The organism is Kribbella voronezhensis (assembly GCF_004365175.1).
GTDB classification, from domain to species: Bacteria; Actinomycetota; Actinomycetes; order Propionibacteriales; family Kribbellaceae; genus Kribbella; species Kribbella voronezhensis.
In genome coordinates, this window is sequence record NZ_SOCE01000002.1 from 1,389,054 (window position 1) to 1,413,528 (window position 24,475).

A 24,475-nucleotide genomic window follows, 5' to 3' on the forward strand; every position below is an offset into this window, starting at 1 on the left:
GAAAACCACTGACCGGTGAATGCCTGGTGAAGGTCAGTCGTGTTCCACCACGGTCAGCGTCCAGCCTGCGCTCGACCGTTCGAGTTCGGCGTTCCAGCGCTCCGAGATCAGTTTGTGGAGCGCTTTCGGTGTTCCCGGATCCTTGCCGGACTCCAGCAGGTGCCGGGCGACCAGGCCGCGCGTGTGTTTCGCGTTGTGGGAGACCACGGATCGCACTCCCCCGCGTTCGCGGACGACGGAGACCGCGACCCACTTGGCCGCGTGGTCCCCGGTCGGCCGCCACGCCGCCGCGTAGGTCGACGACCGGCAGTCGACGATCATCGAGCCGGCCGCCGCGGCGTCGAGCGACGCCGACAGCGGATCGCGCCATACCGATGCGAGCGGCCCCAGCCCGGGCAGCGTCGTACCCATCGACAGCCGGTACGGCGGTACGCGATCCGCCATCCGCAAGGCACCCCAGGCCGCGGACACCACCAGCAACCGCGCCCCGGCCCGCCGCTTGGAGCCGGGCGGCAACGTGGCATACCCGAGCGCGTCGTACAGCACACCGGAGTACAACTCGGACACCGGCACGGCGGGCTCGGTCCGCCACCGGACGTTCCGCTCGACCTCCTGCGACAGCGAGGGCCCGACCCCCAGTACCCCGTACGCGTCGCTCGAGGCGCTCACCTTGGCCAGCAAGTCCAGCACGGTCTCGCGGACCTCGTTGAGCTCCGGGAACGACAGCGTCGGCAGGTCGACCGCCTTGCCGCGGGAGCGACCCGTCTTGCCTTCGGACGGCGGCAGCAGAATCAGTGTCACGTCAGTTCGTCCAGCGCGGCCAGATCCTGCGCGGTCGGACTCCACAGCCCGGCCGCGACGTTCTGCTCGACCTGCTCCGGGCTGGTGGCACCGGCGATCACCGACGCGACAGCCGGCTGAGCGGCCAGCCCACCGATGGCGACGTCGATCAGGGTGAGATCCCGCTCGGCCGCGAACGTCTCCAGCGCCTCGATCCGGTCGAAGTCGGCCTCGCTCAGCAACTCCGGCCGCGACGCCAGCCGGCTGCCCTCCGGAGCGGCCTGGCCTCGCTTGTACTTGCCCGTCAGCAGCCCGGACGCGAGCGGGAAGAACGGCAGTACACCGATGCCGAGGTGCTCGCAGGCCGGGATCAGCTCGTCCTCGACGTCGCGCTCGAGCAGGGAGTACTGGTTCTGCGCACTGATGAAGTGCTCGGAGCCGGCCGTCCGGGCGGTCCAGTCGGCGTCCACCACCTGCCAGCCGGCGAACTGCGAACTGCCGAGGTAGCGAACCTTGCCTTCGGCAACGAGCTCGGAGAGCGCGGCCAGGGTCTCCTCGATCGGCGTGACCGGGTCGGGGAAGTGCAACTGGTACAGGTCGATCCAGTCCGTCCCGAGCCGCCGCAAGCTCGACTCGACCGCCTTGCGGATGTACCGCCGCGAGCCGCGCACGCCCCAGTCCGGACCGTTCGCACCGTGCATGTCGCCGCCGAACTTGGTCGCGATCACCACGTCACCGCGCCGCTTCCCGAGCGCCTGGCCGAGCAGTTCCTCGCTCGAGCCGTGCTCACCGGCATAGATGTCGGCAGTGTCGAAAAGGGTGATGCCCGCGTCGACCGCCGCGTTCACCACCGCGTCCGCCCGGTCCGCGCCCAGCCTGCGGCCGAGGTTGTTGCAACCCAGCCCGACCACGCTGACGGTCAGGCCGGAGTCGCCGAGCTGCCGGTACTCCATGTCGGTCATGGGCAAACCTTATCGATGCCGCTGCCGTCGTCGACGATCACCGCATAGAGTGCGAGCATGCCGAGCCTTACCGTCGACGGCGCCCGCACCCGGGCCGCCGCGCTCACCGTCCATTCGTACGACGTCGATCTCGACCTGACCCGCGGGGACCGCACCTTCGGTTCCACCACCAGGATCGTGTTCTCGGCGACCAGCCAGTCCAGCTACCTGGACGTCAAACCGGGCGAGCTGCTGTCGGTGACGCTGAACGGCGAGGCCGTCGACGTCGCCGGTCTGGACGACGGACGGCTTCCGCTGACCGGCCTGACCGCGGAGAACGAGGTGGTCGTGGTCGCGTCGATGCTCTACTCCAACGACGGCGAGGGCCTGCACCGCAGTGTGGACGCGGCCGACGGTCTCACCTATCTGTACGCGATGTCGTTCCTGGACGCCGCGCCCCGGATCTTCGCGTGCTTCGACCAGCCCGATCTCAAGGCGCCGTACAAGGTCAAGGTGACCGCGCCGCCGGAGTGGATCGTGCTCGGCAACGGCGCCGCCACCCAGGTGTCACCCGGCCGCTGGGAGCTGGCCGAGACCAAGCCGCTCTCGACGTACTTCGTCACGCTGGTCGCCGGGCCCTACCACCAGCTCCTCGACTCCCACGACGGCATCCCGCTCGGGCTGGTCTCGCGCCAGTCCCTCGCGGAGGCGCTCGACCGCGAGGCCGAGGACATCTTCACCGTCAGCAAGCAGGCCTTCGACGAGTTCCACCGGCTGTTCGGGTACCGCTACCCGTTCGGCGAGTACCACCAGGCGTTCGTCCCGGAGTTCAACGCCGGCGCGATGGAGAACCCGGGCTGCGTGACGTTCCGCGACTCGATGGTCTTCCGCTCCGCGGTCACCGACCAGGAACGCAGCGGCCGGGCCCGAACCGTCGTCCACGAGATGGCGCACCAGTGGTTCGGCGACACCGTGACGATGCAGTGGTGGAACGACCTGTGGCTGAACGAGTCGTTCGCCGAGTACATGGCGCACCGGGTCTCGACCGCGGCGACGAGCTACACCGACAACTGGATCGACTTCGCCTACATCCGCAAGTGGTGGGGGCTGCAGGCCGACCAGCGCTCGTCGACGCACCCGATCGCCGCCGACGCGGTCAAGGACGCACTCGCCTCACTGGACGACTTCGACGGCATCTCCTACGCCAAGGGCGCGGCCGCGCTGAAGCAGCTCGCCGCCTACCTCGGTGACGACATCTTCCTGGCCGGTGTCCGCGCGCACATCACCTCCAACGAGTTCGGCAACGCGACGTTCGCCGACCTGGTCGCGAAGTGGACCGAGGCGGGCGCCGTCGGCCTCGAGGCCTGGGCCCAGAACTGGCTCCGTACGCCGGGCGTCGACACCATCAGCGCCGAGCGGACCCCGACCGGCGTGAAACTGCGCCGGGTCGCGCCGGCCGCCTATCCGGCGAACCGCCCGCACAAGCTCACAGTCGGCGGCTTCGACGAGTCCGGCCAGGCGGTCTCGGTGCCGGTGCTGCTCGACGCCGACGAGGTCGACGTCGACCTGGACCCGACTGTGGCCGTGATCGTCCCGGACGCCGCCGACGACACCTGGGCCAAGATCCGGCTGGACGCCGACAGCCTCGGCCGGCTGACCGCCGTCCTGCCGAAGATCAGGGACGGCGTGACGCGGGCCGTCATCCTGAACAGCCTCCGGGACGCGATCGCGGACGCCGAACTCGATCCGCAACTCGGCTTCGAGGTCGTGCTCGCTGCCCTGCCCCACGAAGACAGCGACATCGCCGTCAACACGATGGTCTCGTGGTGCGTGAACCGGCTGCTCGGCGGCTACCTCCCGTACGAACCGCAGCGCGGGCAGCTCGCGGAGGTTCTCGCGACCCGCGTCGGTTCGACCTCGGCCGGGAGCAGCCTGCAGCTCGCCGTGGTCCGCGGGCTGGTCAAGGTCTCGGCCGACGTGGACCAGCTGAAGGGCTGGCTCGACGGCACCGGCGTACCGGACGGTCTCGCGGTCGATGCCGAACTGCGGTGGGACATCACCCTGCAGCTGGCCCGGCTCGGCGCGATCGGCGACGCGGAGATCGACGCCGAACTCGAGCGCGACCATTCCTCCGAGGGCAAGGTGCACGCCACCGAGTGCCGGGCCGCGCTGCCGACGCCCGAGGCGAAAGAACGCGCCTGGGCCCTGATCGCGACCGACCCCGACGTGGCGAACTACGACCTGTACGCCGCGGCGACGGGCTTCTGGCACCCGAGTCAGGCCGAGGTCACCGCGCCGTACGTCGAGCGGTACTTCGCCGAGATCGCCGGTACCGAGAAGCTCCGGTCGGGCTGGGTGGTGGCCCGCAGCGCGCTGCTCGCGTTCCCCCAGTTCGCGGTCGAGGAATCGGTGGTCCGGCTGGCCGAGGACCTGGTGGCCGACGAGTCCGTCGCGGCCGGGATCAGGCGGGCCGTCAGCGACGAGGCCGATGACCTGAAGCGCGCGCTCGCGGTGCGTTCGGCGTACCCGCAGAACTGATCGGTTTCCGCCCGGACGTCACTGATCGCTGCCTGATCAGGGGTCGTCCGGGCGGGGCCGTTCGCGCTTGTGGGGACGGACCTGCTGTCGAGGTCACGGCCTGTTGTGACTAGTGTGACTGGTGTGACGACAAGGACCCTCCTGAGCAGGCAAGATAGACCGTTGTGACATAACCTCCACAATGACCGGCGGGCACGGCGCGCCGGTCTTGGTGGAGGCGTGGGTGTCGGGAGAGACTGTCAAGAACCGCACAGGAGAACACAGGCAATGCGCGAGGCGAAGCTCGTTGGGCTGAGCCAGGATGGCACCAAGCTCATCCTGGCTGTGGCCGAGACGGGTGAGGAGTTCGCCGTACCGGTCGACGACCGGTTGCGTGCGGCCCTGCGCGGCGACCGTGCCCGACTCGGCCAGCTGGAGATTCAAATGGAGAGCGCGCTCCGCCCACGAGACATCCAGGCTCGGATCCGAGCCGGTGAAAGTCCCGAGGCGGTCGCTGCCGTCGCCCAGATGCCGATCGAACGCGTGATGGCGTTCGCCGGCCCCGTCCTGGCCGAGCGCGACCACGTCGCGAGCCTCGCCCAGCGCGCCTCCGTCCGGCGCCGGGGCGGCGGCGATGCCCCGACCCGCAATCTGGGCGCCTGGGTGACCGAGCGGCTGCGGATCCGCGGTGTCGACCCGGCCACGGCCGAGTGGGACGCGTGGCGCCGCGACGACGGCCGCTGGGCCGTCCGCGTCTCGTACTTCGTCGACGCCGGTGAGGGTGACTCCGGTGACGAGAAGATCGCGATGTTCGCCTACGACGCGCCGGGGCGGTACGCCGTACCGGATGACGACGAGGCGCGGTGGCTGGTCGGTGAGCAGGCGCAGGTGATCGCGCCGCAGCCGACCTCGGAGCGCCGGCTCACCGCGGTCGCCGACTTCGATCTCAGCCTGGCGCCGGATCACGGAGCCGACAGCTACGAAGCCGGCTTCGAAGACACGATCAGCCTGCCGCGCGGGCGTGCCCACCAGTCGGACCGGGACGCGAACCGCGACACCGGCCGCGGCTTCGGACGCGACCTCGCGCCGGAGTACGGGCACGAGCCGGGGCGGGAATTCGGTCGCGGGCCCGGCCGTGATGCCAGCCGGGACGTGCCGCGGTCAGGTGACGGCGAGCGCGGGCCGCGGCGGGTGCACTCGGTGCCCAGCCCGGACGACGAGCCGACGCTGATCGACGTACCGATCGAGCCGCCGCCGGCTGTGCGCCCCGCAGTACGGGCTGTCGAGCGGCCGGCCCAACCTCCCGCCGAGGCGTCTCCGCCCGCGCCGCTGGAAGAGCGCGCGGCCGCCCCCGAGAACCGCTTCACCGAACGCCGGATCGCGCCGGAACGCTCCGCCCCCCACCGCCTGACCGAGGCTCAGCGTGCGGCAGCGGCACCGCAGCAACGCCTGACCGAGGCGCAACGCGCAGCCTCGGCACCACAGCAACGGCAGACGGAGGCTCAGCGTGCTGCCGAGGCCGGACCCCAGCAACGGCTGACTGAAGCTCAGCGTGCGGCTCAGTCGGCGCCGCAGCAGCGACTGACCGAGGCTCAGCGTGCGGTCGAGTCGGCTGAGGAAGGGCGCGGGGGGCCGCGTCCGGCGGATCCGCGGCAGGCGCTACCTGGCGACCCGCGGGAGATGGCGGCGCGCGCGGGCGGTAGCGCCCCGGCGGACCGCTCCGACCGTCCCCGACCCGCCGACCCGCGCGAGACAGCAGCCCGCTCAGGCGGAACGTCCAACCAGCCCGACGCGGGTCGATCAGACGCTGACCAGCTCGGCGCAGGCCGGTCCGAGGCGGCCGGGCTCGGTTCCGCGCAGCCCGGCGCGGCCGGTGTTTCCCGCGAGACTGCTGACCGGAGTGGATCCGGCGTGGCTGATGCGGGTGAGCAGGCGGCTCCGGCTGCTGAGGCGGAGCCGAAGAAGAAGCCGGCCAAGCGTGCGTCGAAGCGCGCGAGCGTGCCGAGCTGGGACGAGATCATGTTCGGCAAGAAAGCCGACTGAACCACCGAAGCTGTCGATGGAAGGGCTGCTCGCCACCGAGCAGCCCTTCGGTCTTTTCGCGCCTACCGAGATTGTGGACAGCTGTCTCAGATGCCGGGCGGGGTTTGGCAGCACGTGGTGTCTCTGCCATGATCTTGCGCATGCGTTACTCGCTGTGTTGTTGCTGTTGTTGTCGCTGACGCGCGCCGTCTGAGGCGCGCGAGGCCCTGCCCTTTTCCCAGGCCCGCCCGCCGACACCAGCCACCACAGGATCTGCCTTCCATGAATCTCCAGGCTTTCGCCGACCTGCTCGCGTCCCACGGACTCCGCCTGCTGCCGGGTTCGGCCGCGGTACCGGTCGACGTCCTCGTGCAGTTGCCCGACGCAACGATCGTCCGGTTCACCGCCCGCGGCACGACACTCCGGCTCCGGCAGTTCGCGCCCGACGCCCTCACCTCGATCGTGATCGCCGCCGAATGCGGCTGCGGTGACCACCACCCGCAGACCGGCCCGAACCGCGTCACCCTGAGCGCGTACGCCGTACCGCTGGCCGAGCGCGTGCTCGACGGTGAACTCCTCTTCGGCTGGAGCCGCCACGAAGCCGGCACCCTTCGCCTCGCCGACGCCGCCGGCCACTTCTTCGCTCTGCTGGACACCCTCCCCACCACCAACACCCGCACCCTCGTCGGCGTTGCCTGAGCCGCCATCGGACCCGCCTGGCGCGGGACCTAAGCCTCTGTGAGCCGTGACGGTCGCGATCCAGCATCGCTGGTGACGGCTATCTTCGGAGGTGGGCAATGTTCGCGACGCGTCCGCACGCGACAGTGGTGCTCGGGTTCGTATCCGTATTACTGGCTGCTACCGCCGGTTCCGCTGTGGCCGGCCCACCCACACCGCCGAGGCCGGAGACAGTGGTCTCGTTGTCGGAGGGACCGTGGCCGCCGACCGCCGGGGTCCTCGCTGCGGATCCGTCCGAGGTCGCAGCCCCGGGCATCACGGCCGCCCGTACGGCGACGCAATGCCCAGCGGCGCCGTACGGCGTGAACCACTACGCACCCGGCACCGGCAAGACGGTGGCGCTCACCTTCGACGACGGCCCTGGAGTGACGACGGCGGCGATCCTGTCCATCCTGCAGCAGAACGGCGTGCCGGCTACGTTCTTCAACCTCGGCGTGAACTCCACGGTTCGGCCGACGCTGGTGCGCTCGGAGGCGGTGACAGGACAAGTCCTGGGCAACCACACCTGGTCCCATCCAAGGATGCCGACGCTCAGCTCTACGGCTCAGGCGAGCGAGCTGGACCGGGCCAGCGCGGAGCAGACCCTCCTGACCGGCATCGCTCCCTGCGTGTTCCGGCCGCCGTACGGCGAATACAACGCGACGACCCTCAGCTTGGCCCAGCAGCGCCACATGGCCGTGTGGAACTGGTCGGTGGACACCGAGGACTGGAAGGCGGGCACCTCCACCTCGTCGTACTGGGTCGATCGGATCGTCACGCGCGCTACCGCCGGCGGCCTGCAGCACCCGGTCGTGCTCATGCACAACCCTCCGGCCGGCATTCCGGCCACCGTGTCGGCATTGCCTCGGATCATCGCCTACTACCGTTCGCAGGGATACAAGTTCGTCGATCTGCGCGGCGGCAGCGGGATGCGCGCGCCGACGCCTGCCGCGGCTGCGACATCGGACGGCCTGCACCTGTTTGTCCGCAGTACGACCGGTAGCGTCAGTGAGCGGACCTTGCGTGGGTCCGTCTGGAGTGGCTGGACGTCGCTCGGCGGCGCGGTTGTCGGCGGCCCGGCAGCAGCAGCGACCGGATCGGCGACGACGGCGGTTGCTGCGATCGGCACCGACAACTCCGTCTACCTCAACAGCGTGAGCGACCCCGGCACGAGCAGCGCCTGGGCCAACCTCGGCGGTTTCGCGACCAGCCGGCCGGCTTTCGTGACGACGCCCGGCCTCGGCGAGATCGTGGTCATTCGCGGGGCTGACGGCCAGGCCTACTTGCGGCAGCGCACGGGCACTCAGTGGGGCAACTGGCAGTCGCTGGGTGGCCTGCTCGCTCCGGTGGCGCCAGCGGCCGCCGTGACAGCGAACGGTGCGCTGACTGTCGCCGTCGTGGGCGCCGACAACGCGATGTGGGTCAGGACCCGATCGTCGGCCGGTGTCTGGTCGATCTGGCATCCGGTCAGCGGCGCGATCGATGCCGACCTCGCCTTGTCCACGACCGCGGACCGGACCAGGCTGGTTGCCGTGGTCCGCGGATCGGGTAACCAGGCCGGCTTCGTCTCGGTGAGCAACCCGGACGTGACTTCCTGGACCGGCTGGGGCAACCTCGGCGGCATCCTGGCCTCGGGGCCGGCTGTCACGGTCAACGGTTCTGCCCTCGAGGTGTTCGCGGTCGGCACCGACAACCGCATCTACCGGAACTCCGCCACCGACGGAACCCAGGTCACCGGCTGGACCGGCTGGCGGCTGGTGCCCTGACAGCCAGCCGTACCGGACGGGCGCGTGGTCCGTCCGGTACGGCGTCCTTGTCAGGGCACCACCACACCCTTGAATAAGTAACACGCATGGTTTAACTTAGCCGCGACTGCGCTCCGGCCCGCCACCTGGAGGTTTCGCGATGACCGCACGACGTTTGCTCGTTGGGCTGCTTCCCGCACTGCTACTGGCCGGCGCGCTTGCCGGAGCTCCTCCCGCCCGTGCCGCGACGATGTATCCGAGCGGGGTCGGTGCCGACCTGGGAGCGACACCGACGACTCTCGGCGTCAAGCCGGCGGCCGGCGAGGATCCGGTCGGCCTCCGCACCGGTACCGAGCAGGGCCGCACCTACTGGCGTACGAATCAGGCCGCCAACACCGGCTACTTCTCGTTCGATGTCGACCGCACGTACGTCGAAGAGCTGGCCACGGACGACGTCGTCGTCAGCGTCACCTACCTCGACACCGGAACGGGCACGCTGCAACTCCGGTACGACGCGGCCACCGATCCCGCCGCCCACGCGGACGACGTCCAACTCAAGAACACCGGCCAATGGAAGATCGGCACCTTCGCCCTGAAGGACATCGGGTTCACCGACCGCCTCGGTGGCGCGGACCTGCGGCTGCAGGGCAGTGCCGACATCACGATCGCCGCCTTGCGGATCAGCACCTTCGGCGCCTCGGTTGAGCTCGGCGCGACGACGATCCAGAACGGCATCTCTCCACGCGACGGCGATCGTCCGGGCATCGTCACCGGAGTACAGGACGGGCGTCCGTACTGGCAGACCGACCGGACCACACCGGCGCCGGGCACGAACTTCCTGTACATGAACGTCGCCGACAACTACCTGTACGACAATCACGGCCTGGTGCTGGTCAGCGTCGACTACTTCGACGAGGGCAACGGCCAGTTCGGTCTGCACTACGACTCCCCCGGTGAGACGATCCCGGAGAAGTTCAAGAACTCCGAGGTCGTGACCTACGGCGACACCAAGACCTGGAAGACCTACACCTTCGCGCTGCCCGACGCGGTGATGACGAACCGGTCGAACGGCTCCGACTTCCGGATCCACACCGGCGACGGTGCCGTCGAGCTCAAGGTCGCGGCCGTGCGCGTCGCCAAGGTCGCGACCGTGCTCGACGTGACCGAGGGCCTGGTCACCCTGATCAATCAGGCAGCGCTCGTTCAGAAGGCAGCCCGCGAAGGCACGCGCGACGGGCAGTACCCGGTCGGCAGCCGCGCCGCCTTCCTCCAGGCGATCGACGAGGCCCGTGCCGTCGCAGCCACGCCCGGCGTCACCGACGTCCAGGTCAAGGCCGCCCTGCAGACCCTGCAGACGAGACTCGACGCGTTCACCGCCTCCGCTGTCGACACGAACTTCGCAACCACCGGTACGGCGAGCGCCAGCGGCGGCAGCTCAGCGGCCAACGCGAACGACGGCAATCACCAGACCGCGTGGACGAGCGGCGCCGGTGAGTCCTGGCTGCAACTCGATCTGAAGCAACGCCGCGCGGTGAACGATGTCCGAGTCGAGTGGGGGCAAAGCTCCTCCCCCGACTACACCGTCCAGGTCTCCAACGACGGCAGCACCTTCACCACCGTCGGCCGCACCGGCTCGCCCGGCGCCAACCAGTTCAGCCGCACCCGCTTCGCGACCACCAAGGCTCGCTACGTCCGCGTGGCGATGACCGGCGCCGACAACTTCGTCGTCAAGGAGCTCCAGCTTCGCCTGACCCCCACGGTCACGCCGACCCCGACCCTGGTGCACACCGTGAACCCGACCGAGGACGCGGTGGTCGCCGACTTCGACGCCACCCGGTACGGCGCGGACCGCAGCGGCCGGACGGATTCGACCAAGGCCATCCAGAACGCGCTCTACGCCTGCGAGGACGCCGGTGGCGGCACGGTCTGGCTCCCGGCCGGCAAGTATCTGGTCAAGGACACGCTCGAGGTCCACGCGTTCTGCACCTTGCGCGGCGACCATCGCGACCCGGACACCCACGCCAGGTCCAAGGACGACTACGGCACCGTCGTGATCGCCGATGTTGCTTCCGGCAACGATGGACCGGTGCTGTTCCGGGTCGGCGGCTCGGCCGGAGTGATCGGCGTGACGACCTACTACCCGCACCAGAACGCGACCCAGCCGATCCCGTACAACTCCACGTTCGAGATCCCCGGGCATGCCTGGATCGGCAACGAGAACTACATGATGTCGACCATCTCCGACGTCACCATGCTGAACTCCTACCGCGGCATCGGCATCAGCACCTTCCCCAACGACCACGGCAACACCTCCGCCACGGTGCACGAGTCGGCGACCGTCCGGAACGTCCGCGGAACCGTCCTCTTCGAAGGCGCCCGCGCCTACAACGGCTCGGACGTCGGCACCTGGGAGAACCTCACCCTCAGCAACTCCTACTGGGCTGAGGCTCCGGCGGCCTACCAGTCACCGGCGCGCGCCACGCTCGACGCGTGGACCAGAGCCAACGCCACCGGCCTCGCGCTGGGTGATCTCGAGTGGGACCAGTTCTCCAAGATCACGCTCTCTGATTTCCGGATCGGTATCCACGTGATCGCCGGCCAGCGCGCGCAGTTCACCGGCAGCTTCCTGCAGCCGGACATCCGGCGTACCGACATCGGGCTCAAGGTCGACGTGATGGACGACCGGTGGGGACTCACGCTCGCCGGCGGCCACATCGAAGGCAGCACCCAGGCGATCCAGAACAACTCCCCCGGCTACGTGAAGATCACCGGCACAGACCTGCAGGGAGCGCTCTCCGGCATCGTCCACCAGATGTCCGGCGCCGCCCCCACCTACCACCAGAAGCCCTTACCCGGTCCGGCCCGCAGAAGCCTGTACGTCGCGGTCGCGCCGCACGGCGTCGGCTACCTTCCCGCGGCCGACGCGACCAGCGCAGTACAGAAGGCGCTCGACAAGGCCGGGCGGGACGGCGGCGGCATCGTCTACCTGCCGGCCGGCTGGTACCGGATCCGCACGCACCTCACCGTTCCTGCGAGGGTCGAGTTGCGCGGTTCCTCCGCAGTACCGAACCGCGACCAGGGTGGCGCCAGCGCCGGCACCGTACTGCAAGCCTTCGAAGGACGTGGCACCACCGCACCGGATACGGCGACCGCTTTGGTGACACTCAACGGCGACAAGGCCGGGCTCCGGGGGCTGCGGGTGTTCTACCCGGAGAACAACCCCGGTTCCGCCGACGGCGTGATGCCTTACCCGTACGCCGTCCGCGGTAAGGGCGCCCAGACCTACGTCATCAACGCGGGCTTCCCGAACGCGTGGAACGGCGTCGACTTCACCACCTACCGCAACGACGACTTCGTGGTCCGCAAGCTCGCTGGTGCCTTCTTCGATCACGCGATCGCGGTCGGCCGCAGTACCGGCGGACGGATCGAGGGCGTGCTTTCCAACGGGAACGCCGTCACGCGAGTCGGCTACCAGCAGCCGTACTGGATGAACGAGGGCAACATCTTCGACCTCGTCATCGACAAGTACATGCGCAAGACCGCCAAGATCGTCACCGTCGACGGCGCCACCGGGCTGACCGTGTTCAACGTGTTCGCCTACGGCTTCCACGACGGTCTGGTCGTGAACGACGGCCAGGTGGACGCGTTCAACCTCGGCACCGACAACCTGGGCGACGGCGGGTACACCGTCAAGGTGACCAAGGGCGACGTCGAGGTGACCAACCTCGCCCGCTACAACGGCGCCACCAGCACCGGGCCGGTCACGCTGCACAACGTCATGGTGATCAACGTGGTTCAGAAAGCCATCTCGGTGGCCGCCTCCCCCGCCACCGCGGGCACGGTCGCGATCGCGGGCAACGAGTCCGAGCCGGGCACCTACGAGGTTGGCGCGCAGGTGACCGTGACGGCGACGCCAACATCGGATAGCGTTTTCCAGAACTGGACCGTGAACGGCGAGGTCGTGGCCACCACACCGGCGTACACGTTCACCGTCGCCGCGGACCAGATTCTGACCGCGAACTTCAGCCCGGGCTGACAGCACGGGACGAAAGGGCGAGATGTCTGACTCGACGAACCCCCATCAGGTCGCGATCGTGGGCTGCGGCATCATCGGCCGCACCCACGCCGACACCGTCGCCGCCCGGCCGGACGCCGAAGTGACCGCACTGGTCGACGGCGACCCGGCCGCGCGGCAGGCACTGGCCACTCGGCTCAAAGAGGCCGGCCAACCGGAGCCGAAGGTGTACGACGACCTGGCGGCGGCGCTGGCCGGATCGGACATCTCGCTCGTCGCCATCTGTACGCCGAGCGGCACCCACGCCGCGATCGCCGAGCAGGCGCTCAACGCGAAGCTGCACGTCGTGATCGAGAAGCCGCTCGACGTCGACCTGATCCGGGCCCGCCGCCTCGGCGCGGCGGCCACCCGGGCAGCCGGCCACGGCGTCATCTCCTCGGTCATCAGCCAGCACCGCTTCGACCCGGGAAGCGCTCTCGTCGCGGACGCCGTCCGGGCCGGGCGGTTCGGGACGATGACGTCCGCGGTCGCCTCCGTCGCCTGGTGGCGAAGCGACGAGTACTACGCGTCCGCCGGCTGGCGTGGCACCTGGGCGCAGGACGGCGGCGGCGCGCTGATGAACCAAGGTGTCCACACGGTCGACCTGCTGCTGTGGTTCATGGGCCGGCCGGTAAACATCCAGGCTCAGGCGATCCGCGCGGCCCACCACGCGATCGAGGTCGAGGACACCGTGGTCGCCACGCTCTCTTTTGAGTCCGGTGCCGTCGCCACCCTGCACGCGACCACGGCCGCGTTCCCCGGCGGCCGGACCCGCGTCTCGGTGCACGGCACCGCGGGCGGCGCCGAGCTCGAGGACGACGTACTGCGTCGCTTCAACGTCGACGGCGGCTCCGACGACGTGACGGTCGACGCGGAACCGCCGGGCGGCCACGTCGCGCAATACGAGGACATCTTCGATGCCATCGGCAACGGTCGGCAGCCGGGCATCACCGTCCACGACGCCATCGACGCACTCGCCACCGTGCGCGCGGTCTACGTCGCCTCCACCCTGCAGCGGCCGGTCAAGTTCGCCGATGTTCTCGAAGGCCGCTACGACGACGTCGAGGTCAGCCGAGGCATCGGCCTACCGCCCCGCTGACGTCTCGCCGGGCTCACGCTTGTTGAGAATGCGCTGGTAGAGATTGTGATCGCGCCAGGCGCCGTTGATGTGCAGGTACTCCGGAGCGAACCCGAACTGCGTGAAACCGTTCTTCTGCAGGACGCGCTGCGAGGCCTCGTTGTCGACGAGCGTGCTGGCCGCGATCCGGTGCAGCAACAGCTCGGTGTCGGCGAGCTCGCAGACGGCGGCGACGCCGGCCGACGCCAGACCACGGCCGACCTCGGCGGCGTCGACCCAGTAGCCGAGATCGGCATTGCGCCAAGGACCGCGCACGATGTTCGACAGTGTCATCGTGCCGATCACCCGGTCACTGGTGGCCAGCACCCACGGCACGATCAGGTCGTTGTCGAGCGCGGCCTGGAACCGGGCGGCCTGGAAGGCAGGCTCGTACCACTCGTCCTTGCGCACCGGCTCCCACGGACGTAGTTGCTCACGGCACCTGTACTGCGCGGCGCAGAAGGACTCGGCATCGGAGGGGCGCACCAGCCGGAGTTCGACGTCGGCGGTGAGCTGGCGGGTCAGATTCATTTGGGTAGCCTACGAGCCTGGCTCGAGCCGCCCACGCGGGGTGTGAACGCGTCGTGGAAGATCGTCGAGGCGGCGCCGACCGCGGCCGCGTCGGCCTGCAGCATCGATTCCTCCACCGCGACCGTCCGGGTGCCTTTCGCGATCGGGTGCGAGTTCACCGCCCGGTCGATCTCGGCAACGAACACGCCGGCGATTTCCTTGGCGAACGCAGGCCCACCCAGAACGATCAGATCGATGTCCAGCAGATCGACCAGGCCGACCGCACCCTGCGCAATCACCGATGCGACTTGGGTGACCGCCTTTTCGGCCGCCTCGTCGCCGGCCGCGGCCGCTTGGCAAACCGCCTTGTACCGTTTCGCCTCGTCGGTGGCGTGCGGATCGGTTTCGACATAGCCGAATCCCTGCGCAATCACCGGCAACGACGCGGTCGGGTTGCATTCGGCCATCATCCGCGGGCCGTTCTGCGGGTCCCATTCGCCCATTTTCAGCGCGCACAACTGACCGAACTCACCGGCGTTCGCGGTCAGGCCGCGGTAGATCGAGCCGTTCAGGATCAGCCCGCTGCCGACGCCGGTGCCGAGATAGAGGTAGGCGAAGTCCCGGGCCCGGGCCGACCGGCCGATCCAGCGTTCGCCGATCGCCGCCGCCGTACCGTCCTTCTCCACCAGCACCGGGTGATTCAGCTTCTGCTGAAGCAGTTGACGGATCTTCAGACCGCGCCAGGCCGGCTGCAGCGGCAGGTCCAGCAAGGTGCCGTCGGCGTTGATCGGACCGGGGACCGCGACACCGACCCCGAGCATCGAGGCGGGATCGACCTGGCTGATGCTCAGCGCGGCGGTGACCGTGGCCGCGGCCAGATCCACCAGCCTGCCCGCGTCCAGGTCGGCGGCCAGGTCGACGGTCTCGCGCCGGACGATCGTGCCGTCGAGGTCGACGACGGCGACCGTCAGCAACTCCGGGTCGATGTGGATGCCGACGGCGTGGGCCGCGTTCGAGCGCAACCGCACCGGAGTACGGGGTTTGCCGAGTCGTTCGGCGCGTTCCTGGGCCTCTTCCACCAGCAGGCCCTGCTGCAGCAGGATGCGCAGGATCCGCGACACCGATTGCTGGGTCAGCCCGGTCCGGCGGGAGATCTCGGTCCGGCTGATGATGCCGGCCAGCCGGATCGTCTCGATGATCACGGCCTCGTTGAAGGAGCCCAGGTCGTACTGGTTCGCGCCGGATCGGGTCTGCTCCTCGAGCGCCACGGCGTCACTGTCGGACGTGACCATCGCCTGCCTCCTGTCCTTCCCCTCGCCCGTTCACCTTTCACCCCGGTCCGAGCTAGCCGCGATCGTACCCCGCGGCGTCAGCCGGTCCGGTGAGGTCTTCGAGGTTCGCGGTCGTCGTCTTCAGCTCCTTCACGGCGCTTCCAGAGCGCCGTCGATGCGCCGGACGCCGGCCGCCCACTCGTCGTGGCCGGACAGTTGCGCGGGATAACGCGCCGCCGCCTCCAGATCGATGTCGATCCCCCAGCCGGGCGCCTCGTTCGGCGTCAGCCACCCGTCGACGATCCGGAGCGTGCCGGGGAAGACCTCGTGCGTCGCCTCGTCGTAGATGTGGCCCTCTTGGATGCCGAAGGCAACGGAACTGACGTCGAGGGCAACGTTGGCGGCGGCACCGATCGGCGAGGTGTCCCCCGGCCCGTGCCACGCGGTACGGACCCCGCACAGCTCGGCCAGGTCGGCCACCTTGCGGGCCGGCGTCAGTCCGCCGATGTCGGAGATGTGTGAGCGGATGAAGTCGACCCCGCCGTCACGCACCAGCCGTACCGCGTCACCCATCGAGGTGGTCAGCTCACCAACGGCCAACGGCACCGGCGAAGCGGCCCGTACTTCGGGCAGCCGGTCCCAGTGTTCGGGCGGCAGCACGTCCTCGAGGAAGAACAGCCGGTACGGCTCGAGCGACCGGGCCAGCACGACGGCCTCCTTCGGCGTCAGTCGCGAGTGCACGTCGTGCAGCAACTCGATGTTGTCCGGGAGCGACTGACGAGCCGCGGCGAACAGGTCGGGCGTCGTACGGAGGTAGTCGCGTGCCGACCAGCCGTTGCGGTACGGCGCGCCGGGGTACAGCGTGGCGAGCTGAGGCGCGCCGTACCCGCCACCGCCGGGCGTCGACACCTGCAGCCGGATGTGGCGCCAGCCCTGCGCGACAAACTCCTTCGCCTGTTCGAGCGTCTGGTCGATGGTGATCCCACCGGCATGGATGTAGGTGTCGGCGGCGGCCCGGACCTTGCCGCCGAGCAGCTCGTAGACCGGCATCCCGGCCCGCTTGCCCGCGATGTCCCACAGCGCCTGGTCGATCCCGGAGATCGCGTTGTTGGTCACCGGACCACCACGCCAGTAGCCGGAGAAGCCGGCCAGCCGGACCAGATCGCCGATGTCGCCGGGGTACCGGCCGGTCAGCAGCCGGGCCAGGTGCTCGTCGACGAACGTCTGCACCGCCTTCCAGCGCTGCGTGAAGGTCGCGCACCCCAGGCCGTAGAGCCCGGGCTCGGTGGTGTCGATCTTCACCACGACCAGCGGAATCCCTTGCGGTGCGGTCACGATCGCCCGCACGGACCGGATCCGGATCTCGTCGCGGACCGGCCAGGGCTGGGCGAAGGTGGCGGGCGTCTCCTGGGTCATCAGGTCTCCAATCGATCGGTGGGAAGGTCGAGCTCGTACCGCGCCTGGAACCCGAGCACGGTCCGGACGGCGGTCAGGTCGATCGGCACCTCGCGCCCGACGAACCGCCGCAGCCGCGGTACCCCCGGCGCGAAGGCGTCCAGCAAGGCCTCGGTCTCGTACGGCGCGTTGGTGGTCGGTGCGGCCACGAAGAACTTGTGCGCCCCGGACAGCGGCGCCGTCAGCCCGAGTTCGATCGCATACGCCGCGTCGCGGGTGTCCAGGTACGACCAGCCTTCCCGTACGCCGAACGCTGGATCCTCCCGGACGTGCTCGGCCTGCCGGGTCAGCACGTCGGCCGAGTTCACGTGCGGGAAGCGGAACGCCACCACGTCGATCCCCCAGTGCCGCCAGGCCATCCGGGCGGTGTTCTCGTCGTTCTGCTTGGACAGCGAGTACCAGTCCGCCACATCCGAGGGGATGTTCTCGTCCAGCGGGAAATACGCCGGCAGCGGTCCGTGCGGGTTCATCGGTACGCCGTACGCGTTGATGCTGCTGGCGATCACGGCCCGCTTGATCCCGAGCGCGCCGGCCTGCGCGAGCACGTTGAAGGTGGAGATCACGTTGCCCGTGTACACGTCGTACGGCGTACCGGCGTCGCGGTGCGCCAACGCGGCCAGGTGCACCACGAACTCCACGTCCGCCAGCGCCTCCGCGACGTCGTCCTCCGACCGGGTGTCACCGATGACCACCCGGTCGGCCTTCAACGACGAATCCTCGACAATCGTCAGCGCGGTCACCAGCGCACCCAACTCGCTCAGGTGGCCGGTGGCGACCGAACCGATCCGCCCCACCGCACCCGTCACCAACACCCGCCGCCCCGCTAGTGGTGAAGCCACTTGGACCGTCGCGGCCCAGCCCCGCACGTCAGCTCGGAGTGAGACCGCGACTTCCTCCCTTCGAAGATCGGGGACTGTCGGTCCCGCCTGATTGGATCCGGAACATGTCCCGGTTCAGGATGTATCCGACGACCGTGCAGCAAGCTGCACTGCTGCTGCAATGCAGCCACGCCCGGTTTGTCTGGAACCTCGCTCTGGAGCAATGGTCGATGTGGAGGCGTGACAAGGCCTTCACACCCGGATTTGCGGAGAAGGGCCGGCAGTTGACCGAGGCGCGAGCCGAGTTCGAATGGTTGCGGGCCGGTTCCCAGACTGTTCAGCAGCAGGCCTTGCGGGACTTCGACCACGCAGTCCGCAGCTTCTTCAAAGGAACGCATGGACGCCCGACCTGGCGCAAGGCCGGCTGCCATGAAGGGTTCCGTATCGTCGGCCCTCAGGCGTCTCGTGTCGTCAAGCAGAACCGGAAGTGGGCTGCGGTCAATGTGCCGAAAGTCGGCTGGGTCCGGTTCCGGACGTCCCGTAGCGTGCCGCATGCCAAGTCGTACCGGGTGACCCGCAGCCGGGACGGTCGCTGGCACATCGCCTTCGCCGTCATTCCGCCACCGCTCCGTGCGCCGGGTACAGGTGGAGTTGTCGGTGTGGACCGTGGCATCACCGTATCGGCGGCATTGAGTACCGGCGAGCTGCTGATCTGCCCCCGGCTGTCGGACCGGGAGTCCGAACGGCTCAAGCAGCTGCAACGTCGCCTGTGCCGATGCCGACGCGGCTCCAATCGGCAGAAGCGATACAAGTCGGCGATCGCGAAGCTCTACACCCGCGCACGAGACCGCCGCAAGGATTGGGTGGAGAAGACCAGCACCGACATCGAGCGACCGGGACAGTATTTGCCGAATCGCCGCCGTGCAAAAGCCGGGCTCAATCGTGCCATCCTGGCCAGCGGCTGGGGGGACCTCGTGAAGAGGCTCGAGGACAAGGCTGCCGGACGGGTCGAGAAGGTCAACCCCGCGTACACGTCGCAGACCTGCAGCGTTTGCGGGCACCGTGCGCCGGAGAACCGCAAGAGCCAAGCGGTCTTCCGGTGCGCCGCCTGCAAACATCAAAGCAATGCGGATGTGAATGCGGCGATGAACATCGCGGCCGGACGGGCCGTCAGCGCACGCCGAGAGACGCGGGTACCGGTCTCGCTGAAGCGTGAACCTCAACTCGCTGCCTCCAGGTAGTAGTTGGAATCCCCGGCCACCATGGCGGGGAGGACGTCAATCTTTGATCCCTCCTGACATTCCTACCCCGCGCAGGAACTGTTTCTGGAATATCAAGAAGAGCACTACCGGGATGAGGACCGCCAGGAACAACGCGCTCATCTGCAGGGAGAGGTCGGTGGTCTTGGCCACTCTGGGCAGGGCGACCGAGATCGGCTGGAGCTTCGGGTCGGGCAGGACCAGGAGCGGCCAGAGGTAGTCCTTCCAGGATCCGATCACCGTGAGCAGGGCGACCACACCGATGATCGGCTTGGACATCGGGACGATCAGGGCGGTGAAGAGGCGGAGGTTGCTCGCGCCGTCGATCCGCGCCGCCTCGATCAGCTCGCGCGGGATCGCGTCGAAGTACCGCTTCATCACCAGGATGTTGAACGCCCCGGCCGCTTGTGGGAGCCAGACCGCCCAGAAGGTGTTCTGCAGGTTCCAGCCGAACACGGGCATCTTGAGGATGGTCAGGTAGAGCGGGACCAGCGAGATCACGCCGGGCAGGAACAACGTGGCGAGCACGGCACCGGTGATCAGCGGGCCCCACTTCGGGCGCAGCACGCTCAGCACGAAGGCGCCCGTCGTACAGACGAACAGCGTCGAGAGCAGTGAGCCGATCGCGATGATCGCGGTGTTGCCCAGGTACGAACCGATCTGCACCTGGGTCCACGCGTCCGGCACGTTGTGCCACTGGATGCCGCTCGGCCACAGCTCCATCGGTCCGCGGATGATGTCCTGGCTGGTCGACAGCCCGGACTTCACCAGCCAGAGCAGCGGCCCGACCCCGGCGATCACCACTCCGATGAACAGCAACACCTGGATGACGGGCAGTGCGTACTGGACCAGCGGCCGGCGCCGGTCCATGGCCGAGATGATGCCGCGCTCCTGCGCTTCCGCCGTCATGTCGTACTCCAACGTCTGGTCAGGAGGTGGTAGACGACCGACAGCACGCACAGCACCAGTGCCAGCAGCACGCTGAGCGCCGTGGCCGCGCCGAAGTCGCCGTTGATGAACGCGTACCGGTAGATCAGCAGCAGGATCGTCGTCGTCGCGTTGTCCGGGCCGCCACCGGTGAACAGGAACGGCTCGGTGAACACCTGGAACGTCCCGATCAGCTGCAGCAGCATCATGATCAGGATGATTCCGCGGATCTGCGGGATCGTGACATGCCAGACCCGCCGCCAGATCCCGGCCCCGTCCAGCTCGGCCGCCTCGTACAACTCGTTCCGTACGCCGGTGAGCGCGGCCAGGTAGATGATCGAGGTGGCCCCGGCGCCGGCCCAGGTCGCCTCCAGCACGATCGCCGGCATCGCCAGGTGCGGCGAGTTCAGCCAGGCGTACGGACCGAGCCCGACCCAGCCGAGGATCGCGTTGAAGACGCCGGAGCCGGGATCGTAGAAGTACTTCCACAACAAGATCGCGACCACCGGCGGTACGACGGCCGGCAGGTAGGAGATCACGTTGTAGAGCCAGCCGGTCTTGCGCAACTCGCTGATGAACACCGCCAGGAACAGCGGCACCGGGAAACCGAAGACGAGGGCCAGCAACGCGAAGTACAGGGTGTTGATCGTTGCTTGCGGCAACTGTGGGTCGGTCAGCACGTAGCTGAAGTTCGCCATCCCGACCCATTCGGGGGTGGTGACCAGGTTGTTCTTCTGGAAGGACAGCACCAGCCCGCGCACGATCGGGCCCCAGGAGAAGTACAGGAAGGTCAGGACCAGCGGCAGGGCGAAGACGACCGCGCTGAGACCGCCGGAGCGCAGCCAGTTGGCCGGGCTCCGACGGGACCGCTCAGTCTCCGAGGTGGCGATGGTGGCGGATCTTGTCAGCAGAGCCATGACGGCTACCGGCCCAGGCGGGCGTCGATCTTCGCAGCGGCGTCGGTGAGTAACTTGTCGATGTCCGCGTCCTTCTTCGTCAGTACCTGCTGCACCACCGGGTCGAGCAGGGCATAGACCTCCTGCCCCTTGTTCGACGGCTCCGGCAGCAGCTTGAGCGTTTTGGTCGACTCGATGTAGCCCTTGAACTGCTCGACCGGCACGTTGTTGTACGGCTCGCGCCACTTGTTGTACTGGTCGTAGGTCTCCTGGCTCAGCGGAGTCACGCCGGGCCGCCCGACGAAGCCCTTGTCGGCGATCGCGTTCTTGGCGTCCTGTACGGCGAGCGCCTGGCTGGTGTACTTGTCGAACTCCTGCGACTTGATCCACTTCAGCGCGGCCACGATCTCGTTCTTGCTCGACTTCGGGTTGATCATCTTGATCGAGCCACCGGTGAGGGTGCCGTACGGGCCACCGTCCTGCGGCAGCGCGCCCTCGCCGAAGTCGGCGGGCTTCATGCCGAAGTTCTTCACGCACATGTCGTAGGCGTCCGGCGCCTGCATGATCATGCCGATCTTGCCGGCGGCGAAGTCCTGGCGCGCCTCCTCCTGGTTGTAGAGGAAGTTCGTGCCCATCGTGTTGTCGGTCCAGCGCATGTCCTTCAGCAACTGCAGCGCCTTCTTGGCCGGCGCGTCGTTGAAGGTGCTCTTCTTCCCGTCGTCGCTCTGGACCGTGCCGCCCATGCTGTAGGTCATGGTGGTGAGCATCCAGCCGCCGGTGTTGTCCTTGGTCAGCTGCGCGTAGCCGGCCCTACCGGTCTTCTCGGTGATCTGCTTCGCGTACTGCCGGACCTCGTCCCAGCTCGTCGGCGGCTTGTCCGGATCCAGCCCGGCCTGCTTGAACAGCGCCCGGTTGTACGCGAGCCCGACCGAGAAGGCCTCGAACGGTACGCCGTAGATCCGGCCCTTGTCGTCCTGGACCAGCTTCAGCGTCTCCGGGTTCAGGTCCTTGGTCAGGTCGACCAGCTTCAGCTCGTCGGTGATGTCGGGGAGCTGCTTGTTCGGGATCATGTTCAGCGGCTCGGTGAAGCTGATGCTCATCACCGTCGGGAGCGAGCCACCCGCCACCTGAGCCTGGAAGGTCTGCGCGTCCCACGACGTCTCGGTCGACTTCACCGTGATGTTCGGGTGCTCGGCCATGAACTTCTTCACGTTCCGGTCGAACGCGGCCACATCGGCCGGCTTGTCCGGCTTCGGCCGGTTCCCGACCGTGATGGTCACCGGTGCGTTCTCGTCGATCGCCCCGGCGCTGTTCGCCGCCGGGGTACTGCCGTCCGCACAGGCCGCCGCCGCCAGCAGCACTGCCGCCGAAGTCAGGGCTACGGCGCACCTAGCCGTTCTCTTCATCGGAACTCCTCGAAATCTCCGCCGATCACCCCGCCACCGGGCGGTCTGGGGTGTGGTGCGGGCCACACAAGGCCAATTCCGGGTAAGTTAAACCATGCGTGTTACTTTATCAATGCCGAGTTCGGCCAGAGCGATCCGCAACGCGGCCGCGACATCTTCAGTCGTCGCCGGTCGACTCCGCCATGCCACGATTCAAGCCGGTATGAGCACGTCGAGTGCGGTGAGGCTGTGGTGACCGGCCGGGAGGAGCGGGAGGCGGACCGCAGGTGTTGGGATCAGGCCTTGGGCGTGGAGAGCTGCCTTGATGACCGTGGGGTTCGGCTCGGCGAACAGAGCTCGGGACAAGCGGGCCAGGCGGTGGCCAAGAGCGCGGGCCGTGGCGACGTCGCCGGTGTGCCAGGCGTCGATCAGGGCGACGAACTGTTCAGTGGCAAGGTGAGCCGAGGCAAGGATTCCGCCCTGCGCGCCGAGGGCGAGCAGCGGGGAGATGAAGAGATCGTCACCGCCCAGTACTGCGAAGTGCGGCGGTAGGGCGGCCATCAGTTCGATGGCGTCCTCGGTGATGCCGGCCGCGTACTTCACGCCCACCACGCCGGGCAAGGAGCCCAGCCGCGTCAGCGCGGAAGCCGACAGGGCCTGCCCCGTGCGGTAGGGCACGTGGTAGATGACGAGCGGGACGGGACTGTTGGCGGCGAGTTGGGTGAGGTAGGCGATTGTTCCCGCTTCGCCCGGGCGCACGAAGGGAGGCACCACTGTCAGCGCCGCATGCACCTCTCCCCTGCCCCGCAGGTCTTCGAGGGCTTGTGGAGTGCCGGCGCCGACGATCAGCTTCGCGTCGTGCTCACGGCAGACGATGGCCGCAACGTCGACGACTGCCTGGCGCTCGGCTTCGGTGAGCGAGCTGGGTTCACCGGTGGTGCCGAGCGCGACCAGGCCGCTCGCGCCGGCTTCGAGCATCCGCCTCGCGAGAGCCTCGAGTGAGTCGAGTGCGACGGCTCCCCCAGCGTCGAACGGAGTGATCAGCGGGATGAACAGGCCAGTCAGGGTCATGTACGCAACCCTCGACTGCCGACACCGGCAAGGTCTAGTTCAGCTTTCTGATCAGAACCGTAAGCTGACCTTATGCTCGATGTCCGGCGGCTCCGGCTGCTCCGCGATCTGTCCCAGCTCGGGACGATCGCGGCGGTGGCGAAGATCCACACCTACACGCCGTCGGCGGTCTCCCAGCAGCTGGCCGCGCTCGAACGTGAAGCCGGGGTCGCACTCCTGGAGAGGTCAGGTCGGCGGGTCGTGCTCACACCGGCGGGCGCAGTGCTGGCGAAGCACGCGGAGACCGTCCTGTCCGCGCTCGAAGAAGCGGGCGCTGCCGTGGCTGCGGCCGGCAACGAATTGTCCGGACCCTTGCACATCGGTGCCTTTCCGACCGCAGTGCGGACTCTGCTGCCGGAAGCGTTGGTGACGCTGGGCCGCGATCATCCGCGTCTCGAGCTGATGGTGACCGAGCTGGATCCGGCCGACGCTCCTGAGGCGTTGCGGGAGCGTCGGTTGGACGTGGCTCTCATACACGACTACGACGTGTTGCCCACTGCGGGCGGGCAGGGTCTCGAGGAGTCGCCGCTGTTGGAGGAGACGGTGTTCCTCGCAGTACGGGCCGGGAGCGGGTTCGCCGGGATACATAGTGCTGCGGACGCCGCGTGGATCGCGGGAACTCCCGGGACGGTCTGCCATGCAGTGACCCTGCAGCTTTGCCACACGGCCGGATTCAGCCCGCGCATCCGGCACTACGCCGACGACTTCGCCGCAGTACTCGCGCTGGTGGCGGCCGGTCAGGGAGTCTCACTGGTCCCTCAACTGGCAGCGGCCGACCCACCTTCCGGCGTACGGCTGCTCCCCCTCGGTGCCCGGCGAAGGACTCGCATCGCGCATCGGTCCGGAGCCGCCGGTCATCCGGCCGTCATCGCCTTCACCGAGGCGGTTCGCGCCTCCACCGCCGGCTACCTCGCGCACTGATCGCAACAAATCGCCGTATGCCTGCATCGA

Annotated in this window: 18 protein-coding genes; 8 read left to right on the top strand and 10 right to left on the bottom strand. The window is 68.5% G+C overall.

Annotation, left to right across the window (positions count from 1 at the left end; all coding sequences use genetic code 11):
• Positions 1-33: 33 nt before the first annotated feature.
• Both EV138_RS33640 and EV138_RS33645 read right to left on the bottom strand, forming a co-directional pair.
• Entirely contained in the window at positions 34-801 is a 768-nt protein-coding gene (locus EV138_RS33640; RefSeq protein ID WP_133984051.1) for a YaaA family protein, read from the bottom strand.
• Positions 798-1,742 carry an aldo/keto reductase gene (locus EV138_RS33645; protein ID WP_202867037.1) on the bottom strand — a complete coding sequence of 315 codons (945 nt, stop codon included), beginning with the start codon at positions 1,740-1,742 and terminating at the stop codon, positions 798-800. Before EV138_RS33645 ends, EV138_RS33640 begins: the two co-directional genes overlap by 4 nt.
• 57 nt (positions 1,743-1,799) lie before the next feature.
• Between EV138_RS33645 and pepN the strand changes: the two genes are divergently transcribed.
• The 6 genes from pepN (at position 1,800) to EV138_RS33675 (ending at position 13,875) form a co-directional block, all read left to right on the top strand.
• Positions 1,800-4,259: an aminopeptidase N gene (gene pepN, locus EV138_RS33650; protein WP_133984052.1), complete on the top strand. Its 2,460-nt coding sequence runs from the start codon at positions 1,800-1,802 to the stop codon at positions 4,257-4,259.
• A 267-nt stretch (positions 4,260-4,526) separates the two neighbouring features.
• Entirely contained in the window at positions 4,527-6,281 is a 1,755-nt protein-coding gene (sepH, locus tag EV138_RS33655; RefSeq protein WP_133984054.1) for a septation protein SepH, read from the top strand.
• Between the two features lie 261 nt (positions 6,282-6,542).
• Complete coding sequence (locus tag EV138_RS33660; RefSeq protein WP_133984056.1) at positions 6,543-6,959, top strand: hypothetical protein; 417 nt, start codon at positions 6,543-6,545, stop codon at positions 6,957-6,959.
• A gap of 98 nt (positions 6,960-7,057) precedes the next feature.
• The gene (locus EV138_RS33665; RefSeq protein ID WP_133984058.1) at positions 7,058-8,743 is read left to right on the top strand and encodes a DUF8189 domain-containing protein; all 1,686 of its coding nucleotides are present in this window, start codon (positions 7,058-7,060) and stop codon (positions 8,741-8,743) included.
• Positions 8,744-8,882: 139 nt separating this feature from the next.
• Positions 8,883-12,758, top strand: coding sequence for a discoidin domain-containing protein (locus EV138_RS33670; protein WP_133984060.1), 3,876 nt, complete (start codon positions 8,883-8,885; stop codon positions 12,756-12,758).
• Positions 12,759-12,780: 22 nt separating this feature from the next.
• The gene (locus tag EV138_RS33675; protein WP_133984062.1) at positions 12,781-13,875 is read left to right on the top strand and encodes a Gfo/Idh/MocA family protein; all 1,095 of its coding nucleotides are present in this window, start codon (positions 12,781-12,783) and stop codon (positions 13,873-13,875) included.
• Here EV138_RS33675 and EV138_RS33680 read toward each other — a convergent pair.
• The 4 genes from EV138_RS33680 to EV138_RS33695 all read right to left on the bottom strand — a co-directional run bounded on the left by EV138_RS33680 (position 13,861) and on the right by EV138_RS33695 (position 17,935).
• Positions 13,861-14,424, bottom strand: a complete 564-nt coding sequence (locus EV138_RS33680) for a GNAT family N-acetyltransferase (RefSeq protein ID WP_133984064.1) — start codon at positions 14,422-14,424, stop codon at positions 13,861-13,863. The genes EV138_RS33675 and EV138_RS33680 overlap by 15 nt on opposite strands.
• The gene (locus EV138_RS33685) at positions 14,421-15,695 is read right to left on the bottom strand and encodes an ROK family transcriptional regulator (protein ID WP_133984066.1); all 1,275 of its coding nucleotides are present in this window, start codon (positions 15,693-15,695) and stop codon (positions 14,421-14,423) included. The genes EV138_RS33680 and EV138_RS33685 overlap by 4 nt, the downstream gene beginning before the upstream one ends.
• Before the next feature lie 129 nt (positions 15,696-15,824).
• On the bottom strand, positions 15,825-17,090 hold the full coding sequence (locus tag EV138_RS33690) for an enolase C-terminal domain-like protein (protein WP_133984068.1): 1,266 nt from the start codon (positions 17,088-17,090) through the stop codon (positions 15,825-15,827).
• A complete protein-coding gene (locus tag EV138_RS33695; protein WP_238158548.1) occupies positions 17,090-17,935 on the bottom strand; it encodes an NAD-dependent epimerase/dehydratase family protein in 846 nt (281 codons plus the stop codon). The genes EV138_RS33690 and EV138_RS33695 overlap by 1 nt, the downstream gene beginning before the upstream one ends.
• 137 nt (positions 17,936-18,072) lie before the next feature.
• Here EV138_RS33695 and EV138_RS33700 point away from each other — a divergent pair, with 137 nt between their 5' ends.
• Positions 18,073-19,188 (top strand): RNA-guided endonuclease InsQ/TnpB family protein, encoded by a 1,116-nt coding sequence (locus EV138_RS33700; RefSeq protein WP_133984072.1) that lies wholly within the window; start codon positions 18,073-18,075, stop codon positions 19,186-19,188.
• Positions 19,189-19,224: 36 nt separating this feature from the next.
• Here EV138_RS33700 and EV138_RS33705 read toward each other — a convergent pair whose 3' ends face one another.
• From EV138_RS33705 to EV138_RS33720, 4 genes are all read right to left on the bottom strand, one after another.
• A complete protein-coding gene (locus EV138_RS33705; RefSeq protein WP_133984074.1) occupies positions 19,225-20,115 on the bottom strand; it encodes a carbohydrate ABC transporter permease in 891 nt (296 codons plus the stop codon).
• Entirely contained in the window at positions 20,112-21,050 is a 939-nt protein-coding gene (locus EV138_RS33710; RefSeq protein ID WP_133984076.1) for a carbohydrate ABC transporter permease, read from the bottom strand. The genes EV138_RS33705 and EV138_RS33710 overlap by 4 nt, the downstream gene beginning before the upstream one ends.
• 5 nt (positions 21,051-21,055) lie before the next feature.
• Positions 21,056-22,435 (bottom strand): ABC transporter substrate-binding protein, encoded by a 1,380-nt coding sequence (locus EV138_RS33715; protein WP_133984078.1) that lies wholly within the window; start codon positions 22,433-22,435, stop codon positions 21,056-21,058.
• Positions 22,436-22,627: 192 nt separating this feature from the next.
• Positions 22,628-23,485, bottom strand: a complete 858-nt coding sequence (locus EV138_RS33720; protein WP_133984080.1) for a dihydrodipicolinate synthase family protein — start codon at positions 23,483-23,485, stop codon at positions 22,628-22,630.
• 72 nt (positions 23,486-23,557) lie between these two features.
• Between EV138_RS33720 and EV138_RS33725 the strand changes: the two genes are divergently transcribed.
• A complete protein-coding gene (locus tag EV138_RS33725) occupies positions 23,558-24,445 on the top strand; it encodes a LysR family transcriptional regulator (protein ID WP_133984082.1) in 888 nt (295 codons plus the stop codon).
• The last annotated feature ends 30 nt before the right edge of the window (positions 24,446-24,475 follow it).

Bases quoted from the DNA above. Each gene is read 5' to 3' on its own strand.
- EV138_RS33665 (WP_133984058.1), top strand. From the start codon at position 7,058: ATGTTCGCGACGCGTCCGCACGCGACAGTGGTGCTCGGGTTCGTATCC.
- EV138_RS33720 (WP_133984080.1), bottom strand. From the start codon at position 23,485: ATGACCCTGACTGGCCTGTTCATCCCGCTGATCACTCCGTTCGACGCT.
- EV138_RS33685 (WP_133984066.1), bottom strand. From the start codon at position 15,695: ATGGTCACGTCCGACAGTGACGCCGTGGCGCTCGAGGAGCAGACCCGA.
- EV138_RS33710 (WP_133984076.1), bottom strand. From the start codon at position 21,050: ATGGCTCTGCTGACAAGATCCGCCACCATCGCCACCTCGGAGACTGAG.
- EV138_RS33700 (WP_133984072.1), top strand. From the start codon at position 18,073: ATGTCCCGGTTCAGGATGTATCCGACGACCGTGCAGCAAGCTGCACTG.
- EV138_RS33690 (WP_133984068.1), bottom strand. From the start codon at position 17,090: ATGACCCAGGAGACGCCCGCCACCTTCGCCCAGCCCTGGCCGGTCCGC.
- sepH (WP_133984054.1), top strand. From the start codon at position 4,527: ATGCGCGAGGCGAAGCTCGTTGGGCTGAGCCAGGATGGCACCAAGCTC.
- EV138_RS33675 (WP_133984062.1), top strand. From the start codon at position 12,781: ATGTCTGACTCGACGAACCCCCATCAGGTCGCGATCGTGGGCTGCGGC.
- EV138_RS33670 (WP_133984060.1), top strand. From the start codon at position 8,883: ATGACCGCACGACGTTTGCTCGTTGGGCTGCTTCCCGCACTGCTACTG.
- EV138_RS33715 (WP_133984078.1), bottom strand. From the start codon at position 22,435: ATGAAGAGAACGGCTAGGTGCGCCGTAGCCCTGACTTCGGCGGCAGTG.
- EV138_RS33680 (WP_133984064.1), bottom strand. From the start codon at position 14,424: ATGAATCTGACCCGCCAGCTCACCGCCGACGTCGAACTCCGGCTGGTG.
- EV138_RS33660 (WP_133984056.1), top strand. From the start codon at position 6,543: ATGAATCTCCAGGCTTTCGCCGACCTGCTCGCGTCCCACGGACTCCGC.
- EV138_RS33725 (WP_133984082.1), top strand. From the start codon at position 23,558: ATGCTCGATGTCCGGCGGCTCCGGCTGCTCCGCGATCTGTCCCAGCTC.
- EV138_RS33705 (WP_133984074.1), bottom strand. From the start codon at position 20,115: ATGACGGCGGAAGCGCAGGAGCGCGGCATCATCTCGGCCATGGACCGG.
- pepN (WP_133984052.1), top strand. From the start codon at position 1,800: ATGCCGAGCCTTACCGTCGACGGCGCCCGCACCCGGGCCGCCGCGCTC.
- EV138_RS33645 (WP_202867037.1), bottom strand. From the start codon at position 1,742: ATGACCGACATGGAGTACCGGCAGCTCGGCGACTCCGGCCTGACCGTC.